This window comes from Streptacidiphilus rugosus AM-16 (genome assembly GCF_000744655.1).
In the GTDB taxonomy this organism is placed as follows: domain Bacteria; phylum Actinomycetota; class Actinomycetes; order Streptomycetales; family Streptomycetaceae; genus Streptacidiphilus; species Streptacidiphilus rugosus.
Genome location: NZ_JQMJ01000004.1, coordinates 3,144,575 through 3,163,230, shown reverse-complemented (window position 1 = coordinate 3,163,230; position 18,656 = coordinate 3,144,575). Strand labels below are relative to the sequence as shown.

20 protein-coding genes are annotated in these 18,656 nt (G+C 72.3%); 6 read left to right on the top strand and 14 right to left on the bottom strand.

The genetic code is table 11. The features are described from left to right. Window position 1 precedes the first annotated feature (1 nt). The 4 genes from BS83_RS23215 (at window position 2) to BS83_RS23200 (ending at window position 4,865) form a co-directional block, all read left to right on the top strand. Window positions 2-1,141, top strand: a complete 1,140-nt coding sequence (locus BS83_RS23215) for a 5-(carboxyamino)imidazole ribonucleotide synthase (RefSeq protein WP_084713904.1) — start codon at window positions 2-4, stop codon at window positions 1,139-1,141. Continuing rightward, a complete protein-coding gene (purE, locus tag BS83_RS23210; protein WP_037605507.1) occupies window positions 1,138-1,674 on the top strand; it encodes a 5-(carboxyamino)imidazole ribonucleotide mutase in 537 nt (178 codons plus the stop codon). The genes BS83_RS23215 and purE overlap by 4 nt, the downstream gene beginning before the upstream one ends. A 5-nt stretch (window positions 1,675-1,679) precedes the next feature. Next, complete coding sequence (locus BS83_RS23205; protein WP_037605506.1) at window positions 1,680-2,873, top strand: dipeptidase; 1,194 nt, start codon at window positions 1,680-1,682, stop codon at window positions 2,871-2,873. 351 nt (window positions 2,874-3,224) lie between these two features. Continuing rightward, on the top strand, window positions 3,225-4,865 hold the full coding sequence (locus BS83_RS23200) for an amidohydrolase (RefSeq protein WP_037605504.1): 1,641 nt from the start codon (window positions 3,225-3,227) through the stop codon (window positions 4,863-4,865). 18 nt (window positions 4,866-4,883) lie between these two features. Here BS83_RS23200 and BS83_RS23195 read toward each other — a convergent pair whose 3' ends face one another. Continuing rightward, window positions 4,884-5,531, bottom strand: a complete 648-nt coding sequence (locus BS83_RS23195; RefSeq protein ID WP_037605501.1) for a MerR family transcriptional regulator — start codon at window positions 5,529-5,531, stop codon at window positions 4,884-4,886. 58 nt (window positions 5,532-5,589) lie between these two features. Here BS83_RS23195 and BS83_RS23190 point away from each other — a divergent pair, with 58 nt between their 5' ends. Together BS83_RS23190 and BS83_RS23185 are read left to right on the top strand one after the other, a co-directional pair. Beyond that, window positions 5,590-6,240 (top strand): monooxygenase family protein, encoded by a 651-nt coding sequence (locus BS83_RS23190; protein WP_063774216.1) that lies wholly within the window; start codon window positions 5,590-5,592, stop codon window positions 6,238-6,240. Between the two features lie 102 nt (window positions 6,241-6,342). After that, on the top strand, window positions 6,343-6,711 hold the full coding sequence (locus tag BS83_RS23185; RefSeq protein WP_037605498.1) for a hypothetical protein: 369 nt from the start codon (window positions 6,343-6,345) through the stop codon (window positions 6,709-6,711). A gap of 18 nt (window positions 6,712-6,729) precedes the next feature. Here BS83_RS23185 and BS83_RS23180 read toward each other — a convergent pair whose 3' ends face one another. From BS83_RS23180 to BS83_RS23120, 13 genes are all read right to left on the bottom strand, one after another. Then, on the bottom strand, window positions 6,730-7,158 hold the full coding sequence (locus tag BS83_RS23180; RefSeq protein WP_037605495.1) for a TlpA family protein disulfide reductase: 429 nt from the start codon (window positions 7,156-7,158) through the stop codon (window positions 6,730-6,732). Window positions 7,159-7,173: 15 nt separating this feature from the next. Next, a complete protein-coding gene (locus BS83_RS23175) occupies window positions 7,174-7,632 on the bottom strand; it encodes a DUF4395 domain-containing protein (RefSeq protein ID WP_037605493.1) in 459 nt (152 codons plus the stop codon). A 322-nt stretch (window positions 7,633-7,954) separates the two neighbouring features. Then, the gene (locus BS83_RS23170) at window positions 7,955-8,620 is read right to left on the bottom strand and encodes a YoaK family protein (protein ID WP_037605490.1); all 666 of its coding nucleotides are present in this window, start codon (window positions 8,618-8,620) and stop codon (window positions 7,955-7,957) included. A gap of 48 nt (window positions 8,621-8,668) precedes the next feature. After that, complete coding sequence (locus BS83_RS23165) at window positions 8,669-9,073, bottom strand: CoA-binding protein (protein ID WP_037605488.1); 405 nt, start codon at window positions 9,071-9,073, stop codon at window positions 8,669-8,671. Window positions 9,074-9,139: 66 nt separating this feature from the next. Beyond that, the gene (locus BS83_RS23160) at window positions 9,140-10,453 is read right to left on the bottom strand and encodes a UDP-glucose dehydrogenase family protein (protein ID WP_037605486.1); all 1,314 of its coding nucleotides are present in this window, start codon (window positions 10,451-10,453) and stop codon (window positions 9,140-9,142) included. 25 nt (window positions 10,454-10,478) lie between these two features. After that, entirely contained in the window at window positions 10,479-11,864 is a 1,386-nt protein-coding gene (locus BS83_RS23155; RefSeq protein WP_037605483.1) for a nucleobase:cation symporter-2 family protein, read from the bottom strand. A gap of 167 nt (window positions 11,865-12,031) precedes the next feature. Then, window positions 12,032-13,198 carry a low temperature requirement protein A gene (locus BS83_RS23150; RefSeq protein ID WP_051943680.1) on the bottom strand — a complete coding sequence of 389 codons (1,167 nt, stop codon included), beginning with the start codon at window positions 13,196-13,198 and terminating at the stop codon, window positions 12,032-12,034. A 20-nt stretch (window positions 13,199-13,218) separates the two neighbouring features. Further along, window positions 13,219-13,545 (bottom strand): DMT family transporter, encoded by a 327-nt coding sequence (locus tag BS83_RS23145; protein WP_037609697.1) that lies wholly within the window; start codon window positions 13,543-13,545, stop codon window positions 13,219-13,221. A gap of 32 nt (window positions 13,546-13,577) precedes the next feature. Next, window positions 13,578-14,249, bottom strand: coding sequence for an HAD family hydrolase (locus BS83_RS23140; protein WP_037605482.1), 672 nt, complete (start codon window positions 14,247-14,249; stop codon window positions 13,578-13,580). Window positions 14,250-14,406: 157 nt separating this feature from the next. Next, on the bottom strand, window positions 14,407-15,573 hold the full coding sequence (locus tag BS83_RS23135; RefSeq protein WP_084713901.1) for an ABC transporter ATP-binding protein: 1,167 nt from the start codon (window positions 15,571-15,573) through the stop codon (window positions 14,407-14,409). A gap of 43 nt (window positions 15,574-15,616) precedes the next feature. Continuing rightward, window positions 15,617-16,438 carry an ABC transporter permease gene (locus BS83_RS23130; protein WP_037609696.1) on the bottom strand — a complete coding sequence of 274 codons (822 nt, stop codon included), beginning with the start codon at window positions 16,436-16,438 and terminating at the stop codon, window positions 15,617-15,619. An 80-nt stretch (window positions 16,439-16,518) separates the two neighbouring features. Beyond that, on the bottom strand, window positions 16,519-17,403 hold the full coding sequence (locus BS83_RS23125) for an ABC transporter permease (RefSeq protein ID WP_037605478.1): 885 nt from the start codon (window positions 17,401-17,403) through the stop codon (window positions 16,519-16,521). Further along, complete coding sequence (locus BS83_RS23120; RefSeq protein ID WP_037605477.1) at window positions 17,400-18,563, bottom strand: ABC transporter substrate-binding protein; 1,164 nt, start codon at window positions 18,561-18,563, stop codon at window positions 17,400-17,402. Before BS83_RS23120 ends, BS83_RS23125 begins: the two co-directional genes overlap by 4 nt. Window positions 18,564-18,656 lie beyond the last annotated feature (93 nt).

Here is an 18,656-nt window from a genome sequence, read left to right as displayed (position 1 = left end):
TGTGACTTTTCCCGTGGTTGGCATGATCGGTGGCGGGCAGCTTGCCCGAATGGCGCACGACGCGGCGATCCCGCTCGGCGTGCGGTTCAAGCTGCTGGCGGACACGCCGCAGGACTCGGCGTCCCTGGTCGTCGGTGACGTCGTGCTCGGCGACTACCGCGATCTCGACACGCTGCGCCGCTTCGCGGCGGGCTGTGACGTGATCACGTTCGACCACGAGCACGTGCCGACCGAGCACCTGCGCACGCTGCAGGCGGAAGGCGTCGTCTTCCGCCCCGGCCCCGACGCGCTGGTCTTCGCCCAGGACAAGGGCATGATGCGGGCCAGGCTCGACGCCATCGGCGCGCCCTGCCCCCGGCACCGCCTGGTCGCCGACCCCGCCGACGTGACGAAGTTCGCCCAGGAGGGTGAGGGCTACCCCGTCGTGCTGAAGACCACCCGCGGGGGGTACGACGGCAAGGGCGTCTGGGTCGTCGCGGACGAGACCGAGGCCGCCCAGCCGTTCCTGGCCGGGGTGCCGGTGCTCGCCGAGGAGAAGGTCGACTTCGTCAGGGAGCTCGCCGCCGATGTCGTGCGCTCCCCGCACGGGCAGGCCGTGGCGTACCCGGTCGTCGAGTCCGTGCAGGTCAACGGCATCTGCCACGAGGTCACCGCCCCGGCGCCCGAGCTGTCCGACGCGCTCGCCGCCGAGGCCCAGGCGCTGGCGCTGCGGATCGCGGGCGAGCTGGACATCACCGGCCACCTGGCCGTGGAGCTCTTCGAGACCCGCGACGGCCGGGTGCTCGTCAACGAGCTCGCCATGCGTCCGCACAACTCCGGCCACTGGAGCATCGACGGCGCGGTCACCTCGCAGTTCGAGAACCACGTCCGGGCCGTGCTCGACCTGCCGCTGGGCGACCCGCGGCCGCGGCAGCCCTGGACGGTCATGGTGAACGTGCTCGGCGGCGACTACCCGAACATGTACAGCGCGTACCTGCACTGCATGGCGCGCGACCCCGGGCTGCGCATCCACATGTACGGCAAGGACGTGAAGCCCGGCCGTAAGGTGGGCCACGTCACAGTCTTCGGCGACGATCTGGACGACGTGCGCGAACGCGCCCGTCACGCCGCCGCCTACCTCCGAGGGGACATCACAGAATGACCGAGAACGGGCGTCCGCTCGTCGGGATCGTCATGGGTTCGGACTCCGACTGGCCGGTCATGGAGGCCGCCGCGCAGGCGCTGGAGGAGTTCGAGGTCCCCTTCGAGGTGGACGTGGTCTCCGCGCACCGGATGCCGCGCGAGATGATCTCCTACGGCGAGCACGCCGCGGGCCGCGGCCTCAAGGCGGTCATCGCGGGCGCGGGCGGCGCGGCGCACCTGCCGGGCATGCTGGCCTCGGTCACCACGCTGCCGGTCATCGGCGTGCCGGTGCCGCTGAAGTACCTGGACGGCATGGACTCGCTGATGTCCATCGTGCAGATGCCGGCCGGGGTGCCGGTGGCCACCGTCTCCATCGGCGGCGCCCGCAACGCGGGCCTGCTGGCGGTCCGGCTGCTGGCGGCGTTCGACGCCGACCTGGCCCAGCGGATGGCCGACTTCCAGCAGGAGCTGAACGAGCAGGCCGCGGAGAAGGGCCGCAAGCTGCGGTCCAAGGTCGCGGGCGGCGGCGGCAGCTTCGGCTTCGGGGGCTGAGCACCGTGACGCAGTCGGCGGAGCTGCTGGAGCAGGCGCGGAGCCTGCTCGCCGAGTACCCGATCGTGGACGGCCACAACGACCTGCCGTGGAAGCTCCGCGAGCAGGTCGGCTACGACCTGACCCGGCGTGACATCAGCACCGACCAGCGCGCCCACCTGCACACCGACCTCGCCCGGCTGCGTGCCGGCGGGGTCGGTGCGCAGTTCTGGTCCGTCTACGTCCCCTCGAGCCTGGCCGGGGACGACGCGGTCAGCGCGACGCTGGAGCAGATCGACTGCGTCCACACGCTGGTCGACCGCTACCCGGACCGGCTGCGGCTGGCGCTGAGCGCGGACGACATGGAGCAGGCGCGGGCCAGGGGCCGGATCGCCTCGCTGCTGGGGGCCGAGGGCGGTCACTCCATCAACAACTCGCTGGCCACGCTGCGGGCGCTGCACACGCTGGGCGTGCGGTACATGACGCTCACCCACAACGACAACACCGCGTGGGCGGACTCGGCGACGGACGAACCGAAGGCCGGCGGCCTGACCCGCTTCGGCGAGGAGGTCGTCCGTGAGATGAACCGCCTCGGCATGCTGGTCGACCTCTCGCACGTGTCCGCGGAGACGATGCGGTCGGCGTTGCGGGTGACCCGGGCGCCGGTGATCTTCTCGCACTCCTCCGCGCGCGCGGTCTGCGACCACCCCCGCAACATCCCGGACGACGTCCTGGCGCAGCTGCAGGCGAACGGCGGCGTGGCGATGGCGACCTTCGTGCCGAAGTTCGTGCTGCCCGCGGCGGTCTCCTGGACGCAGGACGCGGACGCGAACATGGTCGAGCACGGCTTCCACCCGCTGGACCTCTCGCCGGCCGGGCTCGCGGTCCAGGCGGAGTTCGAGGCGGCGAACCCGCGCCCGGTCGCGACGGAGGCGACGGTCGCCGACCACCTCGATCACATGCGTGAGGTGGCCGGCGTCAACCACGTGGGCGTCGGCGGCGACTACGACGGCACGGCGTTCACCCCGCAGGGCCTGGACGACGTGGCGGGCTACCCGAACCTGATCGCCGAGCTGATGCGGCGCGGCTGGTCCCGCGCGGACCTCGCCAAGCTCACCTGGGGCAACGCGGTCCGCGTCCTCCGCGACGCGGAGGTCGTCGCCCGCGACCTGCGTGCGCAGACCCCTTCGATCGCGACGATCGAGCAGCTGGACGCCTGAACCGGCACGCTTCGCGACGGCGGGCTCGTGGCAACCTCAAGGGGCGCGGGGAACTGCGCGCCTCTGGCGCGCCGGCGCGGCGTCTTCGAGCAGAGGGCCAGTTGCACCACCTCAGGGGCGCGAGGCTCTGCTTGATCAACTGCGTGCGCGACAAGCCACCCGCATACGGATGGTCCTCAACGCGCAGGGCCATCCACCTCGGGTGGTTTCTCGCGCAGTTCCTCGCGCCCCTGAGCACCTGCCTGGTTCCTCGGGTGAGTGAGTCTCCCCGAGGGGGTGTCTGCGCAGGCCGGGGGATGGTTGCGGTTAGCATGTTGGGCGGTGACAACGCCGTTGACTGGGGGAGACCGCATGGCGAACGACATCGACATCCTCTTCGTGGGCGGCCCCGTTCTGACGATGGACGCCGCGCGGACCCGCGCGACCGCCGTCGCCGTCCGCAACGGGCGGGTTCTCGCCGTCGGCCACGACGACCTGCGGGAGCTCGCGGGCCCCGGCACCGAGATCGTCGACCTGCGCGGACGCGCCCTGCTGCCGGGTTTTCAGGACGCCCACGTGCACGCCGTGTACGCCGGCGTCGAGATGGGCGAGTGCGACCTGACCGGTGCCACCGACCTCGGTGAGTACCGGCGCCGCATCGCCGAGTACGCCGCCGCGCAGCCGACCCGGCCGTGGATCACCGGCGCCGGGTGGTCGATGGAGGCGTTCGACGGCGGGCTGCCCAGCCGGGCCCAGCTCGACGAGATCGTGCCCGACCGGCCGGTCTTCCTGCTCAACAGGGACCACCACGGCGCCTGGGCCAACACCCGCGCCCTCGAACTCGCCGGTCTGACCGCCGACACCCCCGACCCCGCCGACGGCCGGATCGAGCGCGAGCCCGACGGGACGCCCGGCGGCATGCTGCAGGAGGGGGCGACCGTGCTGGTCGCCCGGATGGTGCCGAAGGCGACGGTCGAGGACCGGGTCAAGGGGCTGCTGCGCGCGCAGGCGCACCTGCACTCGCTCGGCATCACCGCCTGGCAGGACGCCATCCTCGGCGTCTTCAACGGGCAGCCCGACGTCTCCGACGCCTACCTCGCCGCCGCGTCCGACGGCCGGCTGACCGCGCGCGTCAACGGCGCGCTCTGGTGGGACAGGGAGCGCGGCGCCGAGCAGATCCCCGAGCTGGTCGCGAGACGCGACAAGCTGACGGCGGGCCGGTTCCGCGCCGGGTCCGTCAAGATCATGCAGGACGGGATCGCCGAGAACTTCACCGCCGCGATGACCGTCCCCTACAAGGACGCCTGCGGCTGCACGACGAGCAACGCCGGTCTGAGCTTCGTGGACCCCGTCGCCCTGCGCTCGCACGTCACCGAGCTCGACGCGCTGGGCTTCCAGGTCCACTTCCACGCGCTGGGCGACCGCGCGGTGCGCGAGGCGCTCGACGCGGTCGAGGCCGCGATCGAGGCCAACGGGCACCGCGACAACCGGCACCACCTCGCCCATCTCCAGGTGGTCCACCCCGACGACGTCCCGCGCTTCGCGCGGCTCGGCGCGATCGCGAACCTGCAGCCGCTGTGGGCCGCCCACGAGCCGCAGATGGACGCCCTCTGCATCCCCTTCCTGGGCGGAGAGCTGGCCTCCTGGCAGTACCCGTTCGGCGACCTGCTGCGCGCCGGTGCGACGCTGGCGGCCGGCAGCGACTGGCCGGTCTCCTCGCCGAACCCGTGGGAGGGCATCCACGTCGCGGTGAACCGGGTCAACCACGGCGACGACCGTGAGGTCTTCCTGCCGGAGCAGCGTCTCGACCTGACCACCGCGATCGCCGCGTACACCGCGGGCAGCGCCCACGTGAACCACCTCGAAGACGCCGGTGTCATCCGCCCCGGCGCCTTCGCGGACCTGACCGTCGTCGACCGCGACCCGTTCGCCGTCCCGGCGAAGGAGATCGGCGCGACCCGCGTCGAGCAGACCTTCGTCGGCGGCGAGCGGGTCTTCTCGGCCGGTCGCTGACGCGGTCCGCGGGACCGGTCAGGGCTCCGCGTGGAGCCTGGCCGAGACGTCCTCGTGGGCGAGGCGGCGCAGGGAGAGCAGCACGGGCTCGTAGAGCATCGTGTAGGCGATCGTCGCCTCGATGGCCGCCTCCAGCACCGGGAACTCCTCGATGACCTGGTACTCGGCGTCCGCGATCGGGTGCAGCGCCTCGGCGTAGCGGCGGATCAGGTCCGCGCCGGCGCGGTAGCCGAGGGCGCGCAGGGTGCCGACGGCCTGGGTGAGGGTGTCCAGGGCGGGGGCGGCGTCGTGGATCCGCCAGCCGAGTTCCTGCTGGAGCAGCGTCAGCACCTCCGTCCGCAGTGCGGTCCAGGCGTCCCGCTCGGGGGCGTCCTCGGCCGGAGGCGTGACGTGCGGGGGGAGCATGTACTGGGCGACGCCCAGCCGGGTGTGCCGGCCGAAGGCCGGGTCCTCGGCGACGGCGAGCACGTCGCGCGCCTGCGCGACGGACATCCCGCCGACCGTCAGCATGGCTCTGACCAGGCGCAGCCGGCGCAGGTGCTCCTCGGTGTAGTCGGCCTTCCGCGCGCTGACGGGTGTGCCGGCGGGCAGCAGGCCCTCGCGCAGGTAGTACTTGACGCTGGCGACGGAGACCCCGCTGCGTTCGCTCAACTCCGAGAGCTGCACGGACAGATCTCCGTTCTGACGGGTCGACAGACGGCAAGGATAGTGCGACTATCCATGCATGGGTGGAAACGACATCGCCAACGGTATACGCCTGTTCGCCCGTCCCGAATGGACCCGTCCCGGCCCCCGAACGGCCGAGTACGGGCGCGGGCCGATGCGCGGCCGCTTCGTCGCCGTCAACGACGAACCGGTCGCGATCCTGCTGATCGGACTGCGGGTCAACCGCTGGCGCGCGGTGCGCTTCTGGTTCCCCGTGCTGATGGCGATGCCGCGCATGCTGCGCGAGCTCGCCGCCGACGCGGACAGCGGTCTGCTCGGCTACCGGCTGCTGCTGGGTCCCGCCCCCGGCCAGGCCACCGTGGTCCAGTACTGGCGTCGCGCGGGTGACATCCGCGCCTTCGCGCACGCCCCTGAGCGGGGTCACCGCCCGGCCCAGGACGCCTTCTGGAAGCGGTACTTCAGGAGCAACGGTGCCGTCGGCATCTGGCACGAGATGCTCTCGATCAGGGCCGGCGCCTACCAGTGCCTCTACGGCGACATGCCGGCGATGGGCCTGGGCGCGATCATGGGTCTGGACGCGGCCGTCGCGAGCGCCGACGGCCGGGGCTACGAGCGTGGCGAGGACCCGGTCTTCGCCGCGACGACCGAGGCCGAGGCCGACGCGGCCCTCGCCGCCGCGTTCGCCCGCCGGGACGCGGCAGCCGGTTAGGCCCGGCCGTGCCGTTCTCCGCGGCTGGTCCGGGCCGGTAGGCTGCGGACAGGACCGCGCGCGGGCGCGCGGCGCGCGGACGGCATGGGGGCGAGGGAAGCGATGGGCGGTTGGGTCTGGGTGCTCATTCCGCTGGTACTGGGTGGCGGCGGCTGGGTCGGCGACACGGTCCGGCGTTCGCAGAAGAACCGTCACGAACGCCAGCTGGCCCGGATCGAGGCCACCACGCGGAAGCAGGACGCACTGGAGGCGGCGGGCCGCCCGCCCGTGCCGATCTGCGGCTGCGAGCACCATCTCGCCAAGCACGACACCTCGGGCAAGTGCCACGAGGAGGTCCAGGCCCCCGCGGCCTGGGACGCCGACGGCAAGGTGCTGCGTTACGAGACGAAGCAGTGCAACTGCCAGCGTTACGTCGGGCCCGAGCCGCTGGGCACCGTCTTCGCCGCGGAGATCACCGACCTGGACCGCTGAGCCGGGAGCGCCTGCCGCTCAGACCGCGGTGGCCAGCTCGACCGCGGTCAGCAGCTCGGCGCGGCCGGGCGCGCCGGAGGAACGACGCACCAGGTGGCCGGCCCGGTCCAGGACCAGGACGGTGGGGGTGCGCATCACGTCCGCCCGGCGGACGAGATCCAGCCGGGACTCGGCGTCGATCTCGATCACCCGGACGCCCTCGGCCGTTCCGGCGACCTCGGCCAGCAGGCGACGGGTGCCCGGGCAGTTCGCGCAGAAGCTCGTCGAGAACTGCACGAGGGTGGCGCGTGCGCCCAGGTCGTCGCCGAGCTCGTCCGCGGAGAAGCGGAGAGCGGCGCTCCCGCTCGCGGCGCGGAGCCTGCCGTCGCGCCGGGCGCGCAGCAGGCCGAACACGGTGGCCGCGGCGAGCACGGCGAGGGCGACGGCCAGTCCGGTCGGGTCGATCATCGTCGTCCTCCCTGCTCAGACCTGGTGCCCGAGGCGGGCCCTGGCGCGGACGGCGGTCAGGTAGATCTCGCAGCCCAGGCAGTAGCCGAAGGCCGCGTTCAGGAACGCGGCGGCGAGAGCGGCCCCCGTCGCGGCGAGGCCCAGCCAGGTCGCGCCGGAGAGGTAGCCGACCGCCCCCACGGCTGCGAACCCGAAGCCGACGGCCTGCGCGAAGCGCGGCGGCCGCTCGTCCTCCCACACGCGGGGCGGCGCGAGCCGCGGCCGGAGCAGGCGTCGGTACAGCCAACCGTAGGGGGAGTAGCGCAGGCCCAGGCCCGCCCCGACGGCGAACACGACCGCCTGCGCGGCGAGCAGCGCGCCGCTGCCGGTGGCCAGCACGACGAGCAGGACCAGAGAGGTGAGCACGGCGGCGAAACGCGGCCCGCGCGGGTCGACACGAACGGGCGCGGGCGCGCCCGGGGCGCGGTCGGACATGGGAGGACTCCGGGACGGTGGGAGACGGACAGGCCGGTGGGCGGGCGCTGGATCAGCGACACGCGGCGGACCACACGCGACCGAAGTCGATGTGGGCCCTGATCACCAGGTGCGTCTCGGAGTGCATCCGGCCATTGTGCAGCAGCCCTCCCGGCCCGGGTCAATGCCCGCCCGCCTGCCGGACACCCCTGGTGCGGGCCCCGGTCGGGGAGGGGATGGTCGGTCGTGGGGGAAACCCTGGGTCAGGCGCCGGGCGGAGCCTCCTGCGGGCCGGCGGAGGACAGGGTGGTGGTCCCGGCGTGGTGGCAGTGGCCTGCGTGGGTCAGCGCTGTTTCGCCAGGCGGGCGGTGGTGAGGGCGATGGCGGCCAGAGGGGGGAGGGAGACGGCGAGGGTCCAGGAGGGGCCGAAGGCCTGGTTGATCAGCGCGCCGGCGAGGGCGCCGAGGAAGAGGCAGACGACGGAGAGGACGCGGCGCAGGCCGGCCGGGCGCCAGGGGTCGGCGGCGAGCCCGGCCAGGGTGCGGGTGACCACGGTCGTGGTCAGGTCGGGCACGGCCAGCCGGTGGACCACGCCGTTCTGCATCCCCATGCCCAGCGCCAGCGGCAGCAGCACCGCGTAGCGGCGGCCCGTCCCGGCCTGGCAGGCCAGCGCGACACCGACCAGCACCAACTGCACCCCCACCACCTGCGCCAGCAGCCCCGCCCCCTCGAACCGCTGCGGCCAGGCCCGTCCCACCACGGCGGAGCCCGCCATGAACGCCGCCAGCGCCGCGAGCGACGCCGTCGCGGACAGGGCCGTGAACCCGGCGAGCGCGAACCCGAGGAAGGCGACGTTGCCGGTCATGTTGGCCACGAAGACCCGGCCCAGGCTCAGGAAGCTCACCGCGTCGACCACTCCGCCGACGAACGTCAGCGCCAGCAGCAGCGGAGCCAACGACGCGTGCCGGTGCCCTTCGGGAAAGAGCCGCAGCGGGTGCGTCGATGACATGCCCTCAGTTCAGCAGCACCCGCGCGCCGCCGCGACCTCACGAACTGGTCAGAGCTTCGGGATCTCGATCGCGGGGCAGAGGTCCATCACCATGTCGAGGCCGGCCTCGTGCACACGGGCGTAGGCCTCGACGTCCACGACGTCGAGCTGGAACCAGACCGCCTTCGCGCCGACCGCCACGGCCTCGTCCGCGACGGCACCGGCCAGATCGCTGTTGACGAAGACGTCGACGACGTCGACGGGGAAGGGGATGTCGGCCAGTCGGGCGTACCCCTGCTCGCCGTGGACGGTCTCCGCCTTCGGGTGGACGGGCACGACGCGCTTGCCGTACCGCTGCAGCACCCTGGCCACGCCGTAGGCGGCACGGTGCTCGTTGGAGGAGAGCCCGACGACGGCCCAGGTGTCCCCGGACTCCGTCAGGATCTTCCGCACCGTCTCCGCGTCGCCGTACATTCCCGTCCTCCTGCCGTAGTGCCGCCTACCCCGACAAGAACGCGTCGCCGGAGGGCTGCATTCCCTTCACTCGCCCGGGCGGCCGAGCGCGCGGTAGGTCCAGCCCGCGGCGCGCCAGCGCTGGGGGTCGAGGACGTTGCGGCCGTCGAGGACGCGGGGTTCGGCGACGACCGCGGCGAGCTCGGCCGGGTCGAGGTCGCGGAACTCCTGCCACTCCGTCAGGTGCAGCACGACGTGCGCGCCGGCCGCGGCCTCGAACGCGGTGGGGGCGAAGGAGAGGCCGGGGAAGAGCTTGCGGGCGTTGTCCATCGCCTTGGGGTCGTAGACGGTGACCTGGCCGCCCTGGAGCTGGATCTGCGCGGCGACGTTCAGCGCGGGGGAGTCGCGGACGTCGTCCGAGTTCGGCTTGAAGGCCGCGCCGAGGACGGCGATCCGGCGGCCGAGGAAGCCGCCGTCGCACTGTTCGCGGGCCAGCTCGACCATGCGGGAGCGGCGCCGCATGTTGATCGAGTCGACCTCGCGGAGGAAGGTCAGCGCCTGGTCCGCGCCGAGCTCGCCGGCGCGGGCCATGAAGGCGCGGATGTCCTTCGGCAGGCACCCGCCGCCGAAGCCGAGACCGGCGTTGAGGAACTTGCCGCCGATCCGCTCGTCGAAGGCCAGCGCCGCCGACAGCTGGACCACGTCCGCCCCGGAGGCCTCGCAGACCTCGGCCATCGCGTTGATGAAGGAGATCTTGGTGGCCAGGAAGGAGTTCGCCGCCGTCTTCACCAGCTCGGCGGTGGCGAAGTCGGTCGCGAGGAAGGGGACGCCGGCCCCGGTCAGCGGTGCGTAGACCTCGCGCAGCACCGCCTCCGCGCGCTCGCTGCGGACGCCCACGACCAGGCGGTCCGGGCGCAGGGTGTCCTGCACCGCGTAGCCCTCGCGCAGGAACTCCGGGTTCCAGGCCAGCTCGACCGAGGCGGGCGCGACCGCGGCCAGCCGCTCGGCCAGCCGGGCCGCGCTGCCGACCGGGACGGTCGACTTGCCGACCACGACCGCGTCCTCGCGCAGGTGCGGGGCGAGCGCGTCGAACGCCGCCTCGACGTAGGACATGTCGGCCGCGAACTCGCCCTTGCGCTGCGGGGTGTTGGTGCAGACGAAGTGCACGTCGCCGAAGGCGCCGACCTCGGCCCAGTCGGTGGTGAAGCGCAGCCGGCCGCTGGAGACGTGGCGCTCCAGCAGATCTTCGAGGCCCGGCTCGTACATCGGGACGCGGCCCTGGGAGAGCGTGGCGATCTTCTCCGGGTCGATGTCCAGGCCCAGCACCTCGTAGCCGAGCTCGGCCATGCAGGCGGCGTGGGTCGCGCCCAGGTATCCGGTTCCGATGACGGTGATCCTCATGGCTCCGGAGCCTACCCCGTCGGGCTCAGCCGGTCGGGGTGCCCACCGGCTCGGGCGCGACCTCGGGAACCAGGGGGGCGGGGCGGCGGCCCAGCTGGTTGAAGAAGATGTTGAGATTGATGGCGACCAGGCAGCCGGCGCTGATGCCGGAGTCCATCACCGTCTGCACCAGCTGCGGGAAGTGCGCGTAGAAGCCCGGCGCGGCGATCGGCAGCACGCCGAAGCCGAGAGCCACCGCGACCGTCAGCAGGTTGCCGCTCTCCTCCAGCCGGGCCGCGGTGAGCGTCCGCACGCCGCTCGCCGTGACCGTGCCGAAGAGCGCCAGCCCGGCGCCGCCGAGGACCGGTTGCGGCACCACGCTGACCAGCGCGCCGGCCACCGGGAAGAGGCCGAGCAGGATGAGGATCACCCCGCTGGTCGCCACCACGTAGCGGCTGCGCACCTTGGTGAGCGCGATCAGGCCGATGTTCTGGGCGAAGGCGGTGGCGGCGAAGCCGTTCAGGACGGCCGCCAGCACGGTGGCCGCGCCGTCGGCGCGCAGGCCGCCCTCGATGACCCGCTCGTCGGCGGGACGCTCGACGATCTCGCCCAGGGCGAGCAGGTCCGCGGTGCTCTCGGTCATCGAGACCAGCATCACGATCAGCATCGAGATGATCGCGCCCAGCTGGAAGGTGGGCGCCCCGAAATGGAACGGCGAGGGCATCGAGAAGACCGGCACCCTGCCGAGCGCGCCGAAGTCGCTCTTGCCCAGCGGGATCGCCAGCAGCGTTCCCGCGGCCAGGCCGAGCAGGATCGAGATGCTGCCCAGGAAGCCGCGCAGGAAGCGGTTGAGGATCAGCACGACGGCGAGCGTCACGCCCGCGAGGGCGATGTTGGACGCCGAACCGAAGTCCGCGGCGGCGGGGTTCCCGCCCTGGGCCCAGCCGGCCGCGACCGGGAAGAGGGAGAGGCCGATCAGCGTGATCACGGTGCCGCTGACCACAGGCGGGAAGAAGCGGTTGAGGCGGCCGAACCAGGGAGCGGCCAGGAACGCGGCCGCGCCGGCGATCAGCAGCGCGCCGTAGATGGCGGGCAGGGCCTGACCGGGATGGGACTGCTTGACGATGGCGAGCATCGGTGCGACGCCGGCGAAGCTGATGCCGTTGACGAAGGGCAGCCGGGAGCCGATCCGCCAGACGCCGAGGGTCTGCAGCAGGGTGGCGAGGCCGGACGTCAGCAGTGCCGCGCCGATGAGCAGGGTGAGCTCACTGCCGCTCAGGCCGACGGCGGTGCCGATGATCAGGGGTGGGGCGACGACGCCGGCGTACATCGCGGCGATGTGCTGGAGGCCGTAGGCGATCAGCCTGGGCGCGGGCAGCAGCTCGTCGACGGGGTGGGTGGTGGCAGGAGAGGACGCGGGAGACGCAGGCACTCGGGGACCTCCGGGGGTGGGCCGGGAGAGGCAAAATTCCGCGATGTGGTATCCGCATTTCGATTGAAGGAAAACGTAGGTCTGCCCAAGATCCGCGTCAACAGAATGTGTAAGGCTTTGGAGGAAGATCCAAGGCCTTGCGGCGCACGTGACGGCGTGACGCCCGCTCAGACCTCGTGGCGCGGTGAGCGTTCCACCCGCCAGTACTCCACGGCGTTGAGCAGCAGCAACGCCCCGGCGAGCGCGCCGAGCGCGCCCAGAGCGGGAAGCCGCGCGCAGAGCGGCGCGACCAGCAGCACGGCTCCCGCGGATATCAGCCGCGGCCAGGCCATCTTCCTGAACATCCGCCAGCGGGTGTAGCCGAAGGTCGCCAGGAACAGGACGCAGCCCCCGAAGAGCAGGGCCAGCGCACCGGTCGGCAGCCGCTCGTCGGGGTGCGTCGCGGCGGCCGAGACCCCCGCCGCGAAGGCGATCACGCCGCCGACGAAGGCCAGGTGCCCGTACGAGAGCACCTGCCGCACGATGTCCGTCGGCACCCGGGAGGTGGTCATCGCGTGCCGCATCGCGTCGGCCGCGTAGCCGAAGTAGACCCACCACAACCCGCAGGCCGCGACGAAGCCGACCGCCACCGCCAGCACCTCGTCCGCCCGCAACGTCGGCCCGGCGGCGACCGGTCCGCCGATCGAGACGATCGCCTCGCCCAGGGCGATCAGGAGAAAGAGCGCGAAGCGCTCGGGCAGGTGGGTGGGGTGGAAGCGGACCGCCAGCAGTTGCCGCCTGGCCAGCACCGGAGTGAGCAGGTCCAGGCCGGCGGCCACGGCCCACAGCGTCAGCCGCGCATGGCCGTGGACGAAGCCGCCGGTCAGCATCAGCGGCCCGGTGACCAGCGCGCCCATCCCCATCGGGCCGACCAGCACGCCCCCGGCCGCCGCGATCTGGCCGCCCAGCAGCCAGCGCGCCGCCAGATAGGCGCCGCCGAACAGCAGCCCGCGCGGGCCGTACGCCTGCGGCAGGGCCAGTGCGAGAAAGAGTCCGCACAACCCGACGGCGAAGATGCCGATCCGGCCGCGCGGATTGTCCGTGTCCCTGGTGTTGGCCAGCACGCTCGTGCCGACCCAGCACCAGAACACGGGGATGAAGACGATGAGCGCGCGCCCGACCCCGGCCCAGTCGTGCTCCCCGTGCAGCAGGCCGGAGATCTGGGTGACGCACAGGACGAAGACGAGGTCGAAGAAGGCCTCCGCGTAGCTGACCCGCTTCTCGCCGAACTCCGTCGGCTCCTCGCCCGCCGCGCGCTCGTCCTCCGGCTCCGCCAGCCCCACCCCGTCCGTCATGCCGTCATGCTACGAGCCGGTCAGGAGTGCGCCGCGCCGCCGAGGTTGAGGGCGACGACGCCCGCGATGATCAGCGCGATGCCGAAGGCCTTCCACACGTTCACGCCCTCGCCGAGGAAGGCGAAGCCGATCGCGGCGACGACGGCGGTGCCGGCCCCCGACCAGATCGCGTAGGCGGTGCTGACCGGGATGTGCTTGAGCGCCTGGCTGAGCAGCGCGAAGGAGGCGACGTAGCCGATCACCACGATGACGCTCGGCAGCAGCCGGGTGAAGCCATGGCTGTACTTGAGCGAGATCGTGGCGCAGATCTCCGAGCTGATGGCGAGGGCGAGAAAGAGAGCAGGCATGATCGGCAACGCTACCCGGGCCGTTCCCGCGCTCACGCCGCCGCGGAGTCGAGCAGGCGCTGCAGCAGCGACAGGTCGACGTCCAGCAGGCTCCGCACGACCGCGCGGCCGGGAGCGGGCGCGATCGGCGTCATCGAGGGCACGGCGATGACCGCGACCCCCGCGGCCTCGGCGGAGGCGACGCCGGTCGGGGTGTCCTCGACGGCGACGCAGCTCTCCGGGGAGGCCCCGAGCGCGCGGACGGCGGCGAGGTACGGATCGGGTGCGGGCTTGGTCTGCGGCGTCTCCCCGGCGGCGAAGGACGTCGCGAAGCGACGCCGGCCGAGCGCGTCCAGGACCAGGTCGACGACGTGCCGCGGCGAGGCTGAGACCAGCGCGGTCCTGATCCCCGCGTCGGCGAGCCCGTCGAGCAGCTCCAGCGCGCCTGGCAGCGGGACGACCTGCTGCGACACCAGCTCGACGAAGCGGTGGTCCAGCGCGGCGGCGATGGACGCCTCACTGCGGCTGCCGTTCGAGACCCGGTGCAGGTGCGTCGCCGTGTGCTCGACGGCCCGGCCGAGCACCTCGGGGACGTCGTCCTCGCCCAGCGTGATCCCGAGCGTCCGCGCCTCCTCCTCCGCCGCTTGCCACCACAGTCCTTCGGTGTCGACGAGGGTGCCGTCCATGTCGAACAGGACCGCTTGCAGGGTGGTGCGGCTGGACACGCGGTATCGCCTTTCGTAGAAGTCAGAAGAGTCGGTTGCACTACCAGGGGCGCGGGGAACTGCGCGACAAGCCATCCACGACGGATGGTCCTCGATGCGCAGGGCCATCCGCACAGGGCGGTTTCTCGCGCAGTTCCCCGCGCCCCTTCAGGTGCAGCTAGCTGTCGCTGCGAGCGTCGACCAGGACCGGGCGGTCGGGGAGGGAGAGGGTGACGCCCGTGCCGGCGGGGAGCTCCGCCGCGTCGTGGGTGGAGAGGTCGGCCTTGACGACGGAGCCGTCGGGCAGCTGGACCGCCAGGCGGGTGACCGCACCGAGGAAGGTGGTGCCGGTCACCAGGGAGCCCTGGCCGCCGCCCGCCGTGACGAGGAGGTTCTCCGGGCGGACCAGGACGTCCGCCTCTCCGCGGACCGCGGTCGTCCCGTCGACCGCCAGGCTCCGGCCGAGGACCTCGACCACGTCGCCCGCCTCGGCCACGACGCCGGGGAGCCGGTTCATCGTGCCGACGAACTCCGCCACGAACGGCGTCGCCGGGCGCGCGTACAGCTCGGCCGGGGTGTCGCACTGCTCCAGGCGGCCCGCGTGCATGACCGCGACGCGGTCCGCCATCGACAGCGCCTCCTCCTGGTCGTGCGTCACGAACAGCGTGGTGATGCCGAGCTCCTGCTGCAGGCGGCGGATCTCCTCGCGGAGGTTGAGCCTGACCTTCGCGTCGAGCGCGGACAGCGGCTCGTCCAGCAGCAGCACCCGCGGCTGCAGGGCCAGGGCGCGGGCCAGCGCGATCCGCTGCTGCTGGCCGCCGGAGAGCTGGTGCGGGTAGCGGTCGCCGTGGGTCGGCAGACCCACCAGCTCCAGCAGCTCGTCCGCGCGGCGGCGGCGCTCCGCCGTCGCCACCTTGCGCATCTTCATGCCGAAGGCGACGTTGTCGCGCGCGTTCAGGTGCGGGAAGAGGCTGTAGGACTGGAACACCATGCCCGCGTCACGGCGATGCGCGGGAATGGAGGTGACGTCGACGCCGTCGACCAGCACCTGGCCCGAGTCGGGCGACTCGAAGCCGGCCAGCATCCGCAGCGCGGTCGTCTTGCCACAGCCGGAGGGGCCGAGCAGGGCCAGCAGCTCGCCGGGGCGGACCGTCAGGTCCAGGCCGTCCAGGGCGGTGGTCGCGCCGAAGGCGCGGCGCAGGCCGACGAACTCCACCGTCGCGCCGGTGGTCTCCCGAGAGCTGTCAGTGGTGGGTGCTGCAGTGGGTGCAACGGGTGCGTCCGTCGGCCCCGCAGGGGAGGGCACGGCGGCGACGGACGTCGCGGGCGCGGGGTCGGTGGTCATGGACACTCCTGGAGCTCCTCGGAGGTGATGCTTTGACGATGGTTCAGCTGCCGGCCGGTGCGCCGCCGCCGCGGCGCTGGCCGCCGGCGGAGAGCACGAGCAGGAGCAGCCAGGTGAGCAGCAGGCTGACGATCGAGACGGCCACGGTCACGGGTCCCTGTCCGGCGCTGTTGCCGTTGACGATCCAGACGGCGAAGGGCACGTAGCCGAGGATCGAGGCCACGGTGAACTCGCCCAGCACCAGGGCCAGGGTGAGGAACGCGGTGTTCAGCAGTGCCGTGCGCATGTTGGGCAGGATGACGGTGACGATGGCCCGGCCGCGGCTCGCGCCGTTGTTCTGCGCGGCCTCCAGCAGGGTGCGCACGTCGAGCGCGCGCATGCCCGCGTCGAGGGTGCGGAACGCCAGCGGCAGCGCCATGACGACGTAGGCCAGCAGCAGCACGACGGGGAAGGTGCCGTTCTGCGTGAGCAGGAAGGTCCGGTAGAACGGCGTCGGCGCCAGGTTGTCGTTGCACCAGCGCAGCACCGTCGAGATGCCGGCGGTCAGCGCGATCGAGGGGACGACCAGCGGCAGCGTGCAGGTCAGCTCGACCACGGTGCGCAGCCTCGGGCTGCCCAGGCGGACCGCGACCACGGTCGGGATCAGCAGCAGGAAGACCAGCGCGATGGTGCCCAGGGCCAGCAGCAGCGACAGCTGCAGCGCGGGCCAGAGCCCCGGCACGGTGAAGATCTGCCGGTAGGCGTCCAGGCTGAAGCCCGAGGGCGAGTTGTCCACCGTGAACCAGAGCGTGCTCAGCAGCGGCGTGACGAAGTACAGCCCCGCGATCAGCAGCACCGACGCCCGGCCGAAGCGGATCCGGCCCAGCCGGGCCAGCACGCCGCCGGCCGGGCGGCCGCCCGTGTTCGGGTCCGAGGCGGAGAGCTCGGGGATCGGGGCGGACGCGGTCAGACCAGCCATCGGGCGCTCCGGCGTTGCAGGGGGAGGTAGACGACCATGACCAGGGTGGCGATGACGACCATGTCCAGGCTCATGGCCAGGGCCACGTTGGTGGCGTCCGCGGACACGTTGCCGCTGAGCGCGGTGGCGATCTGCAGCGTGATCAGCGGGACGCTCGCGCCGACCATGGCCGCCGCGGTGGCGTAGGCGGCGAAGGCGGTGCCGAAGAGCAGCACGAAGCCGCCCAGCAGCGAGGGGGTGAGCACCGGCAGGGCCACGTGCCGCCAGTACTGCCAGGTGGTCGCGCCGTTGTTCTGGGCGGCCTCGCGCCACTGGCGGCGCAGGCCGTCCAGGGACGGGATGACGCTCAGCACCATCAGCGGGATCAGGAAGTACAGGTAGACCAGCGTGAGGCCGTCGAAGGAGTAGAGACTCCAGCCGTGCTGGTCCAGGTGCAGCCGGGTGGTCAGCATGCCGGCGTTGCCCAGGGTGGTGATGAAGGCGAAGGCCAGCGGCACGCCGCCGAAGTTGGCGAGCACGCCGGAGGCGCTGAGCACCGCGGTGCGCAGCATCTTGAAGCGGGAGGTCACCACGGCCTGCGCCAGCAGCAGCCCGGCCACCACGCCGATCAGCGCGGACAGCGCCGACAGCTTGACGCTGCCGAGCAGCGAGTCGAGGTAGCCGCCGTGCAGGGAGGCGGTGATGTTGCCCATCGTGTACTGACTGGGCTGACCGGGGTTGTACGTGGTGAAGGCGCCGAAGGCCATGGCCACGGCGGGCACGCCGAAGGCCAGGGCGACGAAGACCAGCAGCGGGGCGACGGCCAGCCGGCCCGCCGCCGCCTTGCGCAGGCGGCGGCGGGCGGGCGTCGCGCTCAGGGGAGCGGTGCTCACCCGGCGATGGCCTTCGCCCAGTTGGCGGAGACGGTCGCCTTGGCCTTGGTGATCTGGTCCTGCGTCGGGATCGGCGCGGTGCCGGTCACGGTCGGCAGCTTGGCGGCGGCGGCGCTGTCCAGGGTGCCGGCCGTCTTCAGCGAGTCCATCAGGACCGGGCGGGCGAAGCCCTGGAGGAAGCCGTTCTGGCCGTCGGCGGAGTAGAGGAACTCCTCCCACAGGCGGGCGGCGGCCGGGTGCGGCGCCCACTTGTTGATGGCCTGGTTGTAGTAGCCCGCGTACAGGCCGTCCGTCGGGACGTTGACCTGCCAGTTGATGCCCTTGGACTGGAACTCGGCGGCGTAGCCGGCGCTCAGGTAGTCCCAGTCGATGGTGATCGGGGTCTCGCCCGACTCGACGGTGGCCTGGGTGGCCTTGACCGGGTTGAAGTTGCCGGCCTTCTTGACCTTGGCGAAGAAGTCGATGCCCGCCTGGACGTTGTCCAGCGAACCGCCGTTGGCGAGCGCGGCGGCGTAGACGGCGGAGAAGGCGGCGTTGGCCTGCGTCGGGTCGCCGTTCAGGGCGACCATGCCCTTGTACTCGGGCTTGAGCAGGTCGGCGAAGGTCTTCGGGCACTCCTTGACCTTGCCGGAGTTGCAGCCGATGGAGATGTAGCCGCCGTAGTCGTTGAACCAGGTGCCGTCGGTGGCGGCGCGGCCGGCCGGGATCTCGGCGAAGTTGGCGACCTTGTAGGAGGCGAACAGGCCCTGCTGCTGGCCCTGGACCGCGAAGGCGCCGCCGACGTCGACGACGTCGGGCGCCCGGTCCTGGTTCTTGCGGGTCGTGATCGCGTTGATCTCGTCCTGGCTGGAGCCCTCGGGGTTCTCGTCGTTGATCTTGATCCCGTACTTGGCCGTGAAGGCGTCCATCAGCTTGCCGTAGTTGGCCCAGTCGCGGGGGAGGGTGATCGCGTTGAGCGTGCCCTCCTTCTTCGCCGCCGCGACGAGCGCGTCCATGCCGCCGAAGTCGGCGGCGGAGGTGGCGGTGGAGGCCTTGGCCGCGTCATTCGAACCGGCGCTGCCGCCCTTGACGGAGGCGGCGGAACCACAGGCGGTCAGAGCGAGAGCGGAGGCGACCAGTACACCGGTGAGTGCGGCGGCCCTGGCGGGGGAGGGGGTCACGATGGTCTCCTGAGGAGGCGTCAGTTGCGAATCACTTGTCCGAACAAGTCGATGACAGTACGCCCGAGCATGGTGTCCGGATGGTGAACGGCG